Origin of the sequence: uncultured Phyllobacterium sp., from assembly GCF_902479695.1 — a bacterium.
Taxonomy (GTDB): Bacteria; Pseudomonadota; Alphaproteobacteria; order Rhizobiales; family Rhizobiaceae; genus Phyllobacterium; species Phyllobacterium calauticae.
In genome coordinates this window covers 18,172-33,048 of sequence record NZ_CABSQF010000002.1, presented here as the reverse complement: position 1 = coordinate 33,048, position 14,877 = coordinate 18,172, and the positions used below count along the sequence as shown (strand labels likewise).

Below are 14,877 nucleotides of genomic sequence, written 5' to 3'. Positions count from 1 at the left end.
CCGATTATCTCTTGGCGGCGCGCGTGAAAAGCTGATCGAGCAGGGTGAGCGCCAGGTCGATTTCCTCACGGGTAATCAGCAGGTTTGGTGCCAAGGTGATGACGTTCTTGTAGTAGCCGCCAACATCGAGCACGAGACCGTACTTCTTGTTGCCGACGACCAGATCGCCCTTCATGCCTTCATCGGCCATCCAGTCGAGCGTTGCCTTGTCGGGCGTGAAGCCGTCTTCCTTGCAGATTTCGACACGCAGCGCGAGGCCGAGGCCGTCCACGTCGCCGATGGTGGGATGACGCTTCTGCAGCTCTTTCAGACCATCGAGGAAATAGGCACCCTTTTCCATGACGGCTGCGCCGAAGTCTTCTTCTTCGAGCATTTTCATGGTTTCGAGGGCAACAGCGGTACCCATCGGGTTGCTGGCGAAGGTCGAATGGGTGGAGCCGGGCGGGAAAATGCCGGGATTGATCAATTCTTCCTTGGCCCAGACGCCGGACAGTGGGTTGAGGCCGTTGGTGATTGCCTTGCCGAACACGAGTGCATCGGGTGTCACGCCGAAATGTTCGATCGACCACAGCTTGCCTGTGCGGTAGACGCCCATCTGGATTTCGTCGACCACGAGCAGAATGCCATGATCATCGAGGACCTTCTTGAGTTCCTTGAAGAAATTCATCGGCGGAATGACATAGCCGCCTGTGCCCTGGATCGGCTCGACATAGAATGCGGCGTATTCGGCCTTGCCGGTCTTCGGGTCCCACACGCCGTTGTATTCGCTTTCGAACAGGCGGGCGAACTTCTGAACGCAGTAATGACCGTACTCTTCCTTGCTCATGCCCTTGGGGCCGCGGAAGTGGTAGGGGAATTCGATGAACTGGGCGCGGTCGCCGAAATGACCGTAGCGGCGGCGATAGCGATAGCTCGAGGTGATCGCGGATGCACCGAGCGTGCGGCCGTGGTAACCACCCTCGAAGGCGAACATCAGGCTCTTGCCGCCGGTATAGTTGCGAACCAGCTTGAGCGAGTCTTCAACGGCCTGTGAACCGCCGACGTTGAAATGAACACGGCCCTTGGCACCGAACTTGCGCTCGGCATCCTTGGCGATCATGGCGGCCAGTTCAACCTTTTCGCGATGCAGGTACTGTGAGGCAACCTGAGGAAGGGTATCCAGCTGGCGATGCGCCGCGGCGTTCAGGCGCGGATTGCGGTAGCCGAAATTGACCGCCGAATACCACATCTGCAGGTCGAGGAACGGGGTGTCCGTGGCGTCGTAGACATAGGAGCCTTCGCACCGGTCGAAGAACATCGGATGATCGGTATAGTGAACCGTATCGCCATGCGAGCAATATTCCTGCTCAAGGGCGCGAAGTTCGGCTTCGGAGATCTGCTTGGGGGCAGCATTGTCATTCTGCTCGATGGCAAGGTTGGTTTTCATGAAGATTCTCTTCTGTTGCATTTTTACGCCGTGGCGTAACGGGGAGCGCTCTCGTGATGGCGGTTGAAGCCGGGGAGCGCATTCTTCAGGCTCTGGGTAAGATCGGAAAAGTTCTCGTAGCCGACGAACGGAATGGCTTGTTCCGTGCAGAACTCGGCCAGCTTGTCCTTGGCGAAGACCAGTTCCGGCTTGTCGGAGACGCAGAAATCGGAGCGGCCGTCGCCGATATAGACACGCGTATCGAAGGCCTCGACGGAACGGCATTTGCAGACACCGGCGGCCGACGAACAATCGATATCGCTGTACGGTGAACTGAGTTCATAGCGGGTGTGACCATTCACGCCGGAGATCGTCAGCTTGTTGGCGATGACCGGGAGATAATCGAGCTTGTGCCGGGCAAGGATGCGCTTGATGAAATAATCGACACCGTCGCTGATGATCGTGACCGGAATGCCCTGTGCCCAGCAGAAGTCGATAAAGGCAGGGAAGGTTGGATCAATGGCGATGTCATCAAGCGCGCTGTCCAGTTCCTGATGCGTTGCTTCGATCAGGGCAATCTGGCGTGCCATGCATTCAGCGGAACCAATGAGGCCCTGCTTCCATTGCTGTTCGATATCTTCCCAGGCAGGGCTGGCTAATCGTTCAAGAATGAAATCGGTAGCGTCCTCAAGCGAAATGGTCCCGTCAAAATCACAAAATACATGCATGCAGACACTCCTCGTGCGAACGTGAGGAGCTTCTAGCATCGATGGATGATCGCTAAATTATGCGAAGATGATGCCAAACTGAAATCGAGGGAGGGCAGACAGAGCAGTCGTGTGGAAGCGAAATTATGCTTTTGGTAGAAGCACTTCTACGAGAAGACCCTTTCCGGAAGCTGGGGATTTCAATGCAATCGTGCCGGACAGGCGCTTGACGATATCGGCAACGATCGTCAGGCCCAGCCCGGTTCCCTCGATCTGCGGCGTATCAATACGATAGAATCGCTGGAATACGGCCTCCCGGTGATGTTCGGCGATACCGGGCCCGCTGTCTGAAATGGACAGGCGCCAGTAATTGTTGGCCACCGTGATCGCCACGCGTATCTTGCCGGCACCGGGCGTATATTTTACCGCATTTTCGATGAGATTGCTGATCATGAGACGAAGCAGGGGCTCATCGGCCCGCACCAGCGCCTTCTCGTCACCGTCGAGCGACATGTCCAGCTGCTTTGCCGTTATCAGATTTCCCATTTCGGCAACGACGGATGCCACGCTGCTGTACAGCGGTACGTCCTGCAATTGCATGGGCTGATGACCGACGCGGGCGGCACGCAGCAACTGCTCGATCAGATAGGTGGCCCTTTCATTGCTGATGATAAGGTCGGCGATGATAGCCTGCCGCTCCTTCTCGTTGTCAGCCTGGGCCAGCATTTGCAGCAGAAGCTTCAATGCCGCCTGCGGCGTGCGCAACTGATGGGCGGCATGATCGGCAAAGCGCCGTTCCGCTTTGAGCGAATCATCGAGATCCTCGAGCAACTGGTTGATCGAGCGGCCGAGGGGAGACAGATCCCTTGGCAGCGTATCGACCGGAATGGCTGAAAGGTCGTCCGGAGAGCGGCTGCGGATCTGCTGCACCAGCATGCGGATGGTGCTGAGGCCGCTGTTGATGCCAAACCATATCAACAGTGCGATCAACGGGATGAGGATCAGCAGAGGGAAGATAAGGTTGAGCAGGATGTTCGACACCAGCGTCTGGCGCATGGCGACCTTTTCCGCCACCTCGATCACAACATGCGTTTCGGGGATCGGCAGGGAGTAAATCCGCCAAAGTTCGCTGTCATAGGGAACATTGGTGAAGCCGGCGCGCTGCAAGGGGATTTCAGCCGGAAACGTCGACCCGGAGAAAAGGACGATCTTGTTGTCCTTCCATGCCCGGAACATATGCGCGTCGGCATAGTCATCCGCGTCCTCGTTCAGCGCAAGCTGATTGCCCATGTTGAAATCGATATCGGCGATCTGCTTGGGCGGGGCGTCTCCCGTTTCATCAAACTGATTGTGAAGAAGCATCCACAGGACATTGGCATCATTGATTAATTGTGCGTCGTAGACATTGTTGATTTCACGCGTGGCGCTGTTGAATGCAAAACCGCCGATGATGGCCATGGTGATGAGGATCGTCGGCGTAACGCGAAAGAACAGATTGCGGGTAAGGGTAGGCCTGCTCATGCGTCCACCATGTAGCCCACGCCCCGGATGGATTTGATGAAATCGCTGCCGAGTTTCTTGCGCAGATTATAGATCGTGACTTCGGTCGTATTGCTCTCGACCGCACTCTCGGCGCTGTACAGCGCATACTCGATATCGCTTTTTGTGACGTATTTGCCGGCGCGTTCCATCAGGAGCTTCAGCAGCTGGAACTCCTTGGCGGTCATCATCACCTGGTTTGAAGCCTTGCGCACGACCTTGGCTGCGGGATCGACTTCGACGTCGGCGCATCTCAGGATCGTGTCGACACGGCCCTCGCTGCGGCGAACCAGGGCGCGCAAGCGGGCAAGCAGTTCATCGAGATCGAAAGGCTTCACCAGATAATCGTCGGCGCCGCTGTCGAGGCCTTCCACTTTGTGCAGCGGGGTATCGCGGGCGGTCAAAAGCAGAATGGGAACAAGATTCTTGTCGCGCCGGGTCGCCCTGAGCACTTCAAGTCCGCTCATCCTGGGCAAGTTGATGTCAAGAACGACAACAGCAAAGCTCGAATCCTGCATGGCTGCGAGCCCGGTTTCACCGTCCTGCATCCAGTCGACGCCATAGGCATGCTTTTCCAGCGCCTTCTTCAACGAGGAGCCGAGCATCGTATCATCTTCAATAAGCAGCAATCGCATTGTTCAGATCATCGTTTGAATGCTGGAAAACAGCATTTGGGGCAGTAACGGGTGGCGGATAGGCCGGAATCTCGGTTTTTTGCAGGCGACCGGGTTCCAGCCTACACTGGATTGAAACAATCATTACGCTGTTTTCACTTCGTTACCAATCGTCTCAATTGTTGTTCGCGGGTTCTTCTCTTGTGCCTCAATTCGGATCAGAATGGGTCGCACCGTCATGAACCGCGAAGTACATTCGCGTAAAATGGGTATTGCTGGCGTGTCGCCGGTCAAACCGATGAGGGAGTGAAATCGATGAAAACACTGCTGATAGCAATGAGTCTTCTGGCTGCCACGACCCTGACAGCATTTGCCGCTGAGCCGGCAAAGATGGTTGAAACAAAAGCCGGAAAGGTGCTCGCCACCGAAAAAGGCATGACGCTCTATACGTTCGACAAGGATGCCAAGGGCAAATCCAATTGCGATACGGACTGCCTGAAAAAATGGCCGGCTTTCCACGCCGATGCCAAAGCGAAGGCCGCAGGCAAGTGGTCGCTCGTCAAAGCCGCCGATGGCAAGGATATGTGGGCTTACGATGGAAAGCCGCTCTACACTTTTGCCAAGGATGCAAAGGAAGGCGAGACCGGCGGTGACGGCGTCGGCAGCGTCTGGCACGTCGTAAAGCAGTAAAAGCGGCAACAGTCCGCGGAATCAACAACGGCGCAGAAGCCTCGCTTCTGCGCCGTTGTTCAGATCAATGGCAGGTGACCGGATCAAGCCGCCTGAATGGCTGACAGCTTCCATTCCGAGCCGTCCTTGCGCACAAAGGTCCACACCTCCGTGGTTTCGGTCGGCCTGGTGTTGTCGCCATCGACAAGACGGCCCGTCGTCCGGTCGAGCATCGCATCGATGCTGGAATAGTGCATTGCCAGCGTGGCGTAATCGGCATTGTTCTCGTGCCAAGATTCAGCGATATCGCCCTGGAGCAGCTTGACGTCGGAAACGCTGTTGCGCACGCCCTTGGTTGCATTCTCCCCGAGTTCTTCCGCCAGATAGGACATGGCTTCCGGCGTGGTGAGGGAACGCAGTTCGGCATAATTTTCCGTCCCGTAGGCGGTCTGCACCCTGGTCAGAAGCTGCTCGAACTGATTGAGGTCCGACTGTGTCAGGCCGAGTTCATCGGTCGATGCGGAGGCTTGTGCCGGCCTCGCGTTCTGGGAAGGCTGGGAAGAACCGGAACCCATCGCCGCTCCAACGGTCGGAATACGGAATGAGGGAGATGCGGACGGGTCAGCCTGCCGGCCAAAACCCTGGCCGGATACCGGACCCGAAGCGGCAAGAGGCGACTGCCGGCGCTGGGCGAAAAACCGCATGGCCAGCATGATCGCGCCAATCACCAGGCCGATCTGCAGCAGCATGCCGAGGAAACCGAAGCCGCCGCCGAAACCGTGACCGAGCAGTGTACCGATCAAACCGCCGACCAGCAGGCCGCCCAGCATGGAACCGCCAAAACCGCTGAAGAAACCGGGGCGCGGGGCGGCTGCCTGCGGCTGCATGGCCGAGGGCTGGTTCGTTTGCGGGCGCGGGGTCATTGTCCGTTCAATCGGCGCGGCAGGCGACGGTGCTGTCCGGGTGGCTGCGGGCGCATCGAACGTGCGCGTGCCGCGGCTGCCAAATCCGCCGCTCGCCCGCCTTGCGTCGGCGATATCAAATGCACTCAGCGTGACAGCCAAGGCCAGAACGAGCAACACAACGATGCGAATGATGCGGGAAGCAGTACCAGACATAAATTTCTCCTGTTACGCACCAGCCAATTTTCAGCGCGCCACCCGCATATAGAAAGCGGTGCCGGCAATTTTAAGTGCCGACCAGGATAAAACGGACAATTCTGGGTGGATTTTTTGCTTTCCGACTGTTGGATTTTAAAGAATATTTCCCGGCGTGCCGAATAAAGCGGATATCCCGCGTGTTCTCCCATCGCAGTCCCTTTGCTTCAGGAGAAAACGTGATGTTCAACATAGGAAAATTCCCCTCCGTTGGCCGGATTTATCCGGTCGTCCTGCTCGGCGCATGCCTTGCAGGTGCAGTCATTTCCGGTCCTGTATATGCGGCTGGAGGCGGCGGTGGCGACTCGAACGCGACGCCGACCTGCCCGAAGGGCGAAGTCTGGAGCTCGAAAGCGCAAAAATGCGTCAAGCAGCAGGGCAGCCTGCTTCCGGATTCCGATCTGACGAATTATGCCTTCGCACTGGCAGAGGCCGGCCGTTATGAAGAAGCGCTTGGCGTCCTCGATACGCTGAAGAATCCCAATACCGCCGTCGCCCTGAATTACCGTGGTTATGCCACCCGCAAGCTGGGCCGCACGGACGAAGGGATCGGCTATTACATGAAATCCGTTGAGCTCGACCCCCAATACGCCAAAGTGCGCGAATATCTCGGCGAGGCCTATGTCATCAAAGGTCATCTTGATCTTGCCAAGGATCAGCTGACCAAGATCAGAGGTATTTGCGGAACCGGTTGCGAGGAATATCGCGATCTGGCGGAAGCCATCGAGAATCCGTCCAAGCTGTAAGGAAGTGAGCGCCGCGAACCAGCGAACCGGCGAGCAATCATGACAATTCAAAGCGGATTCATCATGCCTGTCGCATATCCAACGGTTCCTGCTTATAGTCAGTCAAAGCGTAGCAAGGAGTCATCGGACCGTGTTGCCCGGTCCGATGCGGAGGCGACCATCGCAAACGAGCAGGAAATCCGGACGGGACTTTCCCAACACCTTACGCGGCTTTGGCGCTATGCGGTGGTGTTGTCTCACCAGCGCGATGTGGCCGACGATCTGGTGCAGGCAACCTGTGTGCGCGCGTTGGAGCGGGCAAACCAGTTTGCGCATGGCACGCGGCTTGATCGCTGGCTGTTTTCCATTCTTCATTCCATCTGGCTCAACGAAGTCCGGTCGCGCCGCGTGCGGATGGGGCAGGGCTTTGTCGATGCCGATGAAACCCTGGTTTTCGACGGGGCGAGGGACACCGAGACGCATATCTTTGCCAATCAGGTTCTGCGCCAGGTCCAGGCCCTGCCGGAGGCGCAAAGGACGGTGGTCTTCCTCGCCTATGTCGAGGAGCTTTCCTATCGCGAGGTGGCCGAACTCCTGGACATTCCCATCGGTACGGTCATGAGCCGGCTGGCAGCTGCGCGCGCGAAGCTTGCAGCATCCGCCGGTCAGGGCAGGCAAGAGGGGAGCGCGCAATGACCGACCCCAACCACAACACGATGAAAAACGATGAAATGCTGGTGGCCTATCTCGATGGCGAACTTGATCCGGATACACGCCGGCAGGTCGAAGGTCTGATCGAGAGCGACGAGGCCGTCGCCGACCGTCTGCATTTTCTCGCCTCGAGCAACTTGCCCTTCAAGAATGCCTTCGATCCGCTGCTTGACAAGGCACCAGCGGAAAAACTGCAATCCATGCTGGCTGGCATTTCGCCGCCCGAGCCGGTCAGATCACTGGTCAACGGCTGGAATCGGCGGAGTTTCCTGGCAGCGGCAATTGGCTTCATTGCCGTCGGTGTGGCGGTCGACCGGACCTTCCTCGGCCTGCGGTCCAGTCTGCACGGCGATCAGGAGGGTAGTGACTGGCGCGCGGTGGTCGCACAATACATGTCGCTCTATACCCGGGAGACATTGGGCAATGGACCCGTGGACGTTGCGGTACAGTCGGCGCAATTGCGGGATGTCGGGTCGCAACTTGGCCTTTCGCTGACGCCTGATCGCGTGCAGCTGCCGGGCGCCGTATTGAAGCGAGCTCAGATTCTGGCCTATGAGGGCAGGGCCCTGGGGCAGATTACCTATCTGGATGCGGCACAGGCGCCGATGGCACTGTGTATTGTCCAGTCCTCCAAGGGAGCAAGGGCCGCGGATACCGAACGACGCCACGGGATGAATGTCGTGTACTGGTCGAGCGATACCCACGCGTTCATGCTGATCGGGCACGAATCACCGGATGCCATCAAGACAATGAGCGACAGGCTGCATCAAAGCCTGCCCGTATAGTGCCGCTCCCCCTGTGACAGCGCGTTCCGGAGGCGGCACTGAAACCGTTTCCATTTCATTTTGGCTTCAGGTTCGCGTAATCCTGCGATCATCGGCACATGCTACGAGCCGAAAACCTTTCGCCTCAGGAGTGTCTGAATGCCTCTTTCGCCCGTGGACCGGATTCTTCGCTTCGCTTTCTCCCGCATCGTCACCCAGGGTTCATTGACAATCCTGACAGCAAGCGGCGCCCGCCTGATCTTCGGCGACGGCAGCGGCGATCCGGTGATTGTGCGTTTTACCGACAAGCGCGCCCAATGGGCCTTTCTCATGGACGCCGATATGCAGCTGGGCGAGCTGTTCATGGACGAACGCTTTATCGTCGAGCAGGGGACGATCTACGATTTTCTCTGCCTGGTGCTGCGCGAGGCGCAAAATGAAACACATCCGCTGCCAACACGCGTGATCGATGCTTTACGCGCACGCTTCCGGGGCTTCCGTCATCGCAACCTGCCGGCGCGGTCAAAGCGCAATGTTGCCCATCACTATGATTTGGACGGCCGGTTGTATGGCCTGTTTCTGGATGCCGACCGCCAGTATTCCTGTGCCTATTTCGAACATCCGGAGCAAAGCCTGGAAGATGCGCAGCTGGCCAAGAAACGGCATCTGGCGGCCAAGCTTCTGCTGCGGCCCGACAGCCGGGTACTTGATATCGGCTGCGGCTGGGGCGGATTGGCGCTGCATCTGGCCGCTGAAGCGCCCTCGGGCAACGTGCTGGGCGTCACGCTTTCGGAGGAACAGCTCGAATTTGCCAGAAATCGGCCGGGAACAAAGAGCCAGCCCGATCGGGTCAATTTCGCCCTGCAGGATTACCGCAGCCTGAACGGAACATTTGACCGGATTGTTTCGGTGGGCATGTTCGAACATGTCGGCGTCGCATCCTACGGCCAGTTTTTCCGCAAATGCGCAGAGCTTCTGGACGAAAACGGTGTCATGGTGCTGCATACGATCGGTTGTTCGGCCGTGCCGGGATTCACAACGCCGTGGCTCGACAAGTATATTTTCCCCGGCGGCTACATACCGTCCATGTCCGAGATATTGCCCGAAATCGAAAAAGCCGGATTGATGGTCACGGATATTGAAATTCTGCGCCTGCACTATGCGTCGACATTGGCCGCCTGGCGCGAACGGTTCATGGCCCATTGGCAGGATGCGGCGCAGCTCTATGACGAGCGTTTCTGCCGGATGTGGGAGTTCTATCTCGCGGCGGCGGAGTCGGCGTTCCGCTATGAGGACCTGGTGATTTTCCAGTTCCAGCTCGCAAAGAAAAACGACGTCGTTCCCCTGACACGCAATTACATTCGCGAGCACGAGCAAAGCAAAGCCAAAATCCTGCAGGCGGCGAACGCCTGACGGGGCAGGCACCGTGTCGTTTGCCCGCATTGTTGCTGGAAAGGTCGTTCTGTAATAGGTGACCGCGTGGGCTTGACCGTGGTCGTCACTCAACAATAGTCTGGACCACACTACTCGGCCTCGGAGGGGACCATGGTAACGCTCCAGAGCGGTTTGCACGCTGAATATATTGAATCAGCGCTTTCGTCGGGCAGCGCTGCTGCACAATCGGCACTTATCGCGTCATGGCGGCGGTCCATGCGTCTCTATGGCCTCAATCCTGTCGAAGGAAAGGGGCCGAACGTGTTGACCGAACATGAGCTCAACCAGGCGCGGGAACGGCTCGGCTCCCTCATCATGACGGCCCAGACCAGTCTCGACCGGCTTTATGCCGCCGTCGGCGGTGCAGGGTGCTGCATACTGCTGGCCGACAAGAACAGTATCCCGGTTGACCGGCGCGGCTGTGTGGCAGACGACGAAGCCTTTTACCGGATGGGTCTGTGGACCGGCGCGGTGTGGAGCGAGGAATCCGAGGGAACCAACGGCATCGGTACGGCCATTGCCGAGCAGCGGGCTTTGACCATCCATCGCGACCAGCATTTCCGCAGCAGAAACACTGCCTTATCCTGCACGGTTGCCCCCATCTTCGATCATCGCGGCCGTCTGGCCGCCGTTATCGATGTATCCTCCGCGCGCCACGACCTGACGGACGATTTCGTCAAGCTGATATCGATAGCCGTAACTGATGCGGCCAGGCGCGTGGAGGCGGAAAATTTCCGGCTTGCTTTCCCGAAAGCTCGCATTGTCCTGGCGCCGCCCGGTGACAACTGGATGAGCGAACGGGCTTTGAACGCGCTGATCGCCGTCGACGAGGATGACCTGGTGATCGGTGCATCGCGCTCGGCGCGCCAGCTGCTCGGTCTGACCGACGCCTCGCTCGCCGCTCCGTTGCCGGCGGCTGATCTGTTGGGGCAGCACCAGTCGGCGGCGCGCGATTTTGCCATGGCCGAACGCGGTGCGATTCAAAGGGCGCTGGCCCGGAGCGGCGGCAACGTATCCGCTGCCGCGGCCGATATGGGTATCAGCCGGGCGACCCTGCACCGCAAGCTGAAGCGCCTCGGCCTTTCCTGAACGGCAGTTGATTTTTTTGCCTTGATTTGTCGCAAAACTGCGACAGATCGAGTTTGCACATAAGCGGACGGGGCTGACACACTGTAAATATTGAGTAACTCTTCCCGTAACGCCGCAAGAGCCGGTTCGAAACAGGTGGAGAGAAACAACCAGGTGGATTTGAAACGCTGCCTGACCCGATTCCAGGAATGCCTTGGCATAGTCCTGGAACAAAACCCGATCATCGCAACGGGAACACATATTATTCCGTGTCATGCCGTTTCCGGTGAGAATCTGCAACGCGATGCGGGCTTTCAGGTTTTCCGATCTTTTTCGTTGATGGGTCTGGCGGTGCACGGCGATCCGGCAAATAGCAGAATTTCCCCAAAAGCGAGCTCCTGACCAGGGCTTGCTTCGTCGGTGGCGCTGACCTTCATCCAGCGCCGCCGACGGCCTTTCGCAGCAGCGGGCAAAATCACGTGCACCGATATGCGTTGCAATGAAAGTGCAACACTGCCCGGGAGCCGGTTGACGCGGCAATGCGAATGGCTATAAAGGCCTCCGACCAGCTTGAGTACAGGCAGCGGGATAACCGGCCCGCAGCGATGGAATACCGAGTGCGGTTAAGGAGGGGTGGCCGAGCGGTTTAAGGCACCGGTCTTGAAAACCGGCGTAGGTGAGAGCCTACCGTGGGTTCGAATCCCACCCCCTCCGCCATATCCCATTGCCATCATCCACCCATCGTCATGCGAACGAATTCGACAACGGACGTCGTGCCAAGTTTTGTCGAGATATTCACGCGGTGGGCGTCGACAGTCCGGGGCGATATGCCGAGGGCATTGGCGATGCCCTTCGTGTCGAAGCCGCGGCAGATCATGTTGAGGATCTCGCTTTCGCGCGGCGTCAGTGTCGCAAGCAAGGCCTCGTCCTGTTGCCGCTCGAGCGCGGTGTCGAGCAATCGTTCCATCGCACGGATGGTTGCAAACAGGGTATCGGCATCAATGGGTTTGGAGAGAAAATCCATGACACCGACCTGAAAGGCTGCGCGGCAGGCCGCAACATCACCATGTCCGGTCAAAATGACCAATGGCCAGCGGATTCCCCGTGCAACAAGCTGTTGATGCAGCTCAAGGCCATTCACCTGCGGCATTTTCAGATCCACCAGCAGGAATCCCGGCTTGTTCCGATCGACTTTTTCCAGGAAAGAGTTGGCGTCAACGAAGGTCCGGACGGCCATGTCGCTGGCCCGAAAGAGCAGCGACAGACCTTCTCTTACCGTATCGTCATCATCGATCAGATAGATGGGGTACCGCGATGTCATACGATCAATCCTGCCTCTCGGATTTGAATTCGGAATATCGCTCGTCATTGTTGCGCGGATAAACAGGATTGCGTGGCCAGTCTGGAAGACGCGCATGGTTAAGTTCTATTCACATAGCATTTTCTGTCACCGTAAAGAACGGCGGATTGCGCTCTTTGCACCGGTGTGCCGGGGGCATCATATCCAGCCTGATAATATGCTATGATTCCATGATCCTGGACCTGTCAGGTGAATACAGCGGATTTGGACAGCCACATTTGGTGCAATGATGATGAAATCAATCCCGATCAGGACGTTTCTCTTTCAATGGATCGCGATTGAAATTGTGATCCTGATTGTCGTTGCTGCGATATCCCTGACCAAGCTGCGGAACGATTTTGCTGAAGACCGGTCGCGATTGGCAATAGAACTGACAAATCACTATTCGCAGAGGCGTGCAAGTGTCACGCTGCTGGAACTTGTTTTGCAATTGCCCGACGGAGACACGGAGCCCTCTTTTATCCATGTGGCCACGGGCATTATGAAGGCCTATGCTTTTTTGGATAGAATCCAGCTTTTTGAGATGAGACCCGGTCAGTCCGAACTGACTGAATGGATCAGTGTTCCTTCCGCGACCGGCAAGCCGGGAGAAGCAGATCTGCCTGCAATCATGCGTGCCGTGGCGCGCCAGCCTGAAGGGGAAACGGTTGCCTATGCGATGCCTCACTTAGCCGAGCATGTTTTGTTTGCGACAAAAGCAATGAATGGCCGGACGCCTGTAGCCATTGTGGTGATCCATGATGTGGCAAAGGCGGTTCAATCGATCTCTTTGCCGGAGGCAATAGAACTTCAGGTTCGCCTTGGAGGCAGATCCGTTTATGTGCGAAACCCTCATACGCACGGACTTTTTACCGGATACATGCCGTGGTTGACAGCAGATGTGCCGCGAATCCCCCTTCGTCCAGACGATGATTCCCGGGTTTATATTCATTTCGACAAGCATGTTGCATTTGGCGACGTGTTTGATTGGCGGATGATCGTCCCCTTGTCGATCTTTGGCTTCGCTGCGCTTTACGCATTTCATTTGCTGAGGCGCCAGCGCGCGGCATTGACGCAAGCGCAAGAGGCTGAGCAGTCCGCCCGCAGGCAAATGGAGGTGCTCCGGCATGAAAACCGTTTGTTCCAGGCCTCGCGGGTCAATGCCGTTGGTGAATTGGCCTCAGGCATTGCCCACGAACTCGCACAGCCCCTTACCGCTTTGCTCAGCCAGAGCCAGGCGGGACTCATTCTCCTGGAGAAGGGGGAAGCCGGGAACAGGGACGGCAGCCTCAAGCAAGCGCTCGCCGCCAATGTTCGCGAGGCTCAACGTGCCGGCAAAATCCTCCACAGAATGCGCGATTACATTGTCGGGAACGATATTCAACCCATGTTGCAGGAGCTCAACCCGTTCATCGTGAACATGGTCGAGCTGCTGCGGGTGAAACTCAGCGAACAGAATATCGAGGTTTCGATGGATTTTGCCACTCCCTCGCCAAAATCGGTTGTGGGTGCCATTGAGCTCGAACAGGTCATTCACAATCTTCTGCGGAATGCTGTCGATGCCTTGTCCGAATGCAGGCATGACCGCAAGAGGATCCCCATAAGGACGTTCAGTCAGGATACGGTCAATATCATCGAAATTGCTGATAACGGCCCGGGACTATCCGACGAGGTCCTGAAAAACCTGTTCCGTCCGTTCTTCACGACCAAGGAGAACGGCATGGGCCTCGGTCTTTCGCTGTGCGCGCGGTTGCTTGAGCGGTCGGGCGGTACACTCCATGCCCGCAATGACAACGGAGCGGTGTTCTGGATTGTGCTGCCTGGGGAAGGGATGACATCGCCGCTCATATTTCAAGGATCAAGGGACAGTGGTCCGACACTTCCGGTGCCGTCACCACCGTGAACTCCCGAACCTCGACGTTCTGGTTCACCAGCATGTAATCGGCGAACCGTCCCTGCTTGCGATAATGCGAACTGCGGGTTCCGTTGAACCCTCCGGCCGTGACCAGATCCGTCAGGCCTATCTCGGCGAGCACCGCAAAGGTCTCGCTTCCGGGTTCAACATTGAAATCGCCGCACACGATCAGCGGGTCACCCGGCGCGGCAATCCCGGATGCCAGTTGCTTCAGCCTGCGGGCCTGCGCCAGCCGTTCGGGCGTATCCATCTTCCCGTTGACATCGCGCAGCCCGTGCATATGGACGATGGCGACCATCCGGTCGCGCGCATAGTCGTAAACCCGGATTGCATGCGCAGACCGCGACCTCGGATGATCGCCATAGCCATGCGGCGAAAACCCCTTGTGCACGAAGTCCTGTGCCTGCGCCGTAACCGGCAGGGAGTTCCGCACGAACGTCGCGAGCCCCCACTGCGAGGGCACCGGCTGATCACCGTTCCACAATACGCCCTGGGCTGCCGGACAGAATATGGCCGTATGGTTGGCAAGTGCGGCCGCAACATCGCGGAAAAAATTCGCGCGCTGGGGCAGGACATGATCCCCGTCGCGATACAAGAGCCAATCTTCCCTGGTCGCGGGACTGTGGACCACCTCCTGCAGGCATAGAATATCCGGCTGATCCGTTTGGAGATAGGATATCAACGGTTCGTGCAGCTTGCCGCCCCAGCCGTTGAGGCTCATGATTCGCATGCCCTACATCTCCATGGGACTCATTTGAAGCGGGGACAGGTTAGGTCGTGCACTCATAAATCTGATCGAAATGGCGCCTGAAACGGCAAGAAGATGCAAG

15 protein-coding genes and 1 tRNA gene are annotated in these 14,877 nt (G+C 57.6%); 9 read left to right on the top strand and 7 right to left on the bottom strand.

Annotation, left to right across the window (positions count from 1 at the left end):
- Positions 1 to 4: 4 nt before the first annotated feature.
- From RDL77_RS01365 to RDL77_RS01350, 4 genes are all read right to left on the bottom strand, one after another.
- Positions 5 to 1,426 (bottom strand): aspartate aminotransferase family protein, encoded by a 1,422-nt coding sequence (locus RDL77_RS01365; protein WP_223613343.1) that lies wholly within the window; start codon positions 1,424 to 1,426, stop codon positions 5 to 7.
- Positions 1,427 to 1,449: 23 nt separating this feature from the next.
- Positions 1,450 to 2,133 carry an MtnX-like HAD-IB family phosphatase gene (locus RDL77_RS01360; protein ID WP_223613344.1) on the bottom strand — a complete coding sequence of 228 codons (684 nt, stop codon included), beginning with the start codon at positions 2,131 to 2,133 and terminating at the stop codon, positions 1,450 to 1,452.
- A gap of 123 nt (positions 2,134 to 2,256) precedes the next feature.
- The gene (locus RDL77_RS01355; protein ID WP_288191544.1) at positions 2,257 to 3,633 is read right to left on the bottom strand and encodes a HAMP domain-containing sensor histidine kinase; all 1,377 of its coding nucleotides are present in this window, start codon (positions 3,631 to 3,633) and stop codon (positions 2,257 to 2,259) included.
- Positions 3,630 to 4,286 (bottom strand): response regulator transcription factor, encoded by a 657-nt coding sequence (locus RDL77_RS01350; protein WP_223613346.1) that lies wholly within the window; start codon positions 4,284 to 4,286, stop codon positions 3,630 to 3,632. Before RDL77_RS01350 ends, RDL77_RS01355 begins: the two co-directional genes overlap by 4 nt.
- A 294-nt stretch (positions 4,287 to 4,580) precedes the next feature.
- On the opposite strand from RDL77_RS01350, the gene RDL77_RS01345 reads away from it, so the two are divergent.
- Complete coding sequence (locus tag RDL77_RS01345; protein WP_223613347.1) at positions 4,581 to 4,955, top strand: hypothetical protein; 375 nt, start codon at positions 4,581 to 4,583, stop codon at positions 4,953 to 4,955.
- Between the two features lie 83 nt (positions 4,956 to 5,038).
- Here RDL77_RS01345 and RDL77_RS01340 read toward each other — a convergent pair whose 3' ends face one another.
- Complete coding sequence (locus tag RDL77_RS01340) at positions 5,039 to 6,052, bottom strand: Tim44 domain-containing protein (RefSeq protein WP_223613348.1); 1,014 nt, start codon at positions 6,050 to 6,052, stop codon at positions 5,039 to 5,041.
- Between the two features lie 221 nt (positions 6,053 to 6,273).
- On the opposite strand from RDL77_RS01340, the gene RDL77_RS01335 reads away from it, so the two are divergent.
- From RDL77_RS01335 to RDL77_RS01305, 7 genes are all read left to right on the top strand, one after another.
- Entirely contained in the window at positions 6,274 to 6,837 is a 564-nt protein-coding gene (locus RDL77_RS01335) for a tetratricopeptide repeat protein (RefSeq protein WP_223613349.1), read from the top strand.
- Between the two features lie 63 nt (positions 6,838 to 6,900).
- Positions 6,901 to 7,512, top strand: a complete 612-nt coding sequence (locus tag RDL77_RS01330) for an RNA polymerase sigma factor (RefSeq protein ID WP_223613350.1) — start codon at positions 6,901 to 6,903, stop codon at positions 7,510 to 7,512.
- A complete protein-coding gene (locus RDL77_RS01325) occupies positions 7,509 to 8,312 on the top strand; it encodes an anti-sigma factor (protein WP_288191543.1) in 804 nt (267 codons plus the stop codon). The genes RDL77_RS01330 and RDL77_RS01325 overlap by 4 nt, the downstream gene beginning before the upstream one ends.
- A gap of 138 nt (positions 8,313 to 8,450) precedes the next feature.
- Complete coding sequence (locus tag RDL77_RS01320; RefSeq protein ID WP_223613353.1) at positions 8,451 to 9,704, top strand: cyclopropane-fatty-acyl-phospholipid synthase family protein; 1,254 nt, start codon at positions 8,451 to 8,453, stop codon at positions 9,702 to 9,704.
- Positions 9,705 to 9,836: 132 nt separating this feature from the next.
- The gene (locus RDL77_RS01315; protein WP_223613355.1) at positions 9,837 to 10,814 is read left to right on the top strand and encodes a GAF domain-containing protein; all 978 of its coding nucleotides are present in this window, start codon (positions 9,837 to 9,839) and stop codon (positions 10,812 to 10,814) included.
- A gap of 153 nt (positions 10,815 to 10,967) precedes the next feature.
- On the top strand, positions 10,968 to 11,195 hold the full coding sequence (locus RDL77_RS01310) for a hypothetical protein (protein ID WP_223613356.1): 228 nt from the start codon (positions 10,968 to 10,970) through the stop codon (positions 11,193 to 11,195).
- Positions 11,196 to 11,420: 225 nt separating this feature from the next.
- Positions 11,421 to 11,510, top strand: a tRNA-Ser gene (locus RDL77_RS01305).
- A gap of 13 nt (positions 11,511 to 11,523) precedes the next feature.
- Here RDL77_RS01305 and RDL77_RS01300 read toward each other — a convergent pair.
- Positions 11,524 to 12,114: a response regulator transcription factor gene (locus tag RDL77_RS01300; protein WP_288191542.1), complete on the bottom strand. Its 591-nt coding sequence runs from the start codon at positions 12,112 to 12,114 to the stop codon at positions 11,524 to 11,526.
- 268 nt (positions 12,115 to 12,382) lie between these two features.
- Here RDL77_RS01300 and RDL77_RS01295 point away from each other — a divergent pair, with 268 nt between their 5' ends.
- On the top strand, positions 12,383 to 14,035 hold the full coding sequence (locus RDL77_RS01295) for a sensor histidine kinase (protein WP_288191541.1): 1,653 nt from the start codon (positions 12,383 to 12,385) through the stop codon (positions 14,033 to 14,035).
- On the opposite strand, the gene RDL77_RS01290 is transcribed toward RDL77_RS01295, so the two are convergent.
- The gene (locus RDL77_RS01290; protein WP_288191540.1) at positions 13,977 to 14,777 is read right to left on the bottom strand and encodes an endonuclease/exonuclease/phosphatase family protein; all 801 of its coding nucleotides are present in this window, start codon (positions 14,775 to 14,777) and stop codon (positions 13,977 to 13,979) included. The genes RDL77_RS01295 and RDL77_RS01290 overlap by 59 nt on opposite strands.
- Positions 14,778 to 14,877: the final 100 nt, after the last annotated feature.

Coding starts and splice junctions, on each gene's coding strand:
- RDL77_RS01365 (WP_223613343.1), bottom strand. CDS start 1,426: ATGAAAACCAACCTTGCCATCGAGCAGAATGACAATGCTGCCCCCAAG.
- RDL77_RS01360 (WP_223613344.1), bottom strand. CDS start 2,133: ATGCATGTATTTTGTGATTTTGACGGGACCATTTCGCTTGAGGACGCT.
- RDL77_RS01355 (WP_288191544.1), bottom strand. CDS start 3,633: ATGAGCAGGCCTACCCTTACCCGCAATCTGTTCTTTCGCGTTACGCCG.
- RDL77_RS01350 (WP_223613346.1), bottom strand. CDS start 4,286: ATGCGATTGCTGCTTATTGAAGATGATACGATGCTCGGCTCCTCGTTG.
- RDL77_RS01345 (WP_223613347.1), top strand. CDS start 4,581: ATGAAAACACTGCTGATAGCAATGAGTCTTCTGGCTGCCACGACCCTG.
- RDL77_RS01340 (WP_223613348.1), bottom strand. CDS start 6,052: ATGTCTGGTACTGCTTCCCGCATCATTCGCATCGTTGTGTTGCTCGTT.
- RDL77_RS01335 (WP_223613349.1), top strand. CDS start 6,274: ATGTTCAACATAGGAAAATTCCCCTCCGTTGGCCGGATTTATCCGGTC.
- RDL77_RS01330 (WP_223613350.1), top strand. CDS start 6,901: ATGCCTGTCGCATATCCAACGGTTCCTGCTTATAGTCAGTCAAAGCGT.
- RDL77_RS01325 (WP_288191543.1), top strand. CDS start 7,509: ATGACCGACCCCAACCACAACACGATGAAAAACGATGAAATGCTGGTG.
- RDL77_RS01320 (WP_223613353.1), top strand. CDS start 8,451: ATGCCTCTTTCGCCCGTGGACCGGATTCTTCGCTTCGCTTTCTCCCGC.
- RDL77_RS01315 (WP_223613355.1), top strand. CDS start 9,837: ATGGTAACGCTCCAGAGCGGTTTGCACGCTGAATATATTGAATCAGCG.
- RDL77_RS01300 (WP_288191542.1), bottom strand. CDS start 12,114: ATGACATCGCGGTACCCCATCTATCTGATCGATGATGACGATACGGTA.
- RDL77_RS01295 (WP_288191541.1), top strand. CDS start 12,383: ATGATGAAATCAATCCCGATCAGGACGTTTCTCTTTCAATGGATCGCG.
- RDL77_RS01290 (WP_288191540.1), bottom strand. CDS start 14,777: ATGCGAATCATGAGCCTCAACGGCTGGGGCGGCAAGCTGCACGAACCG.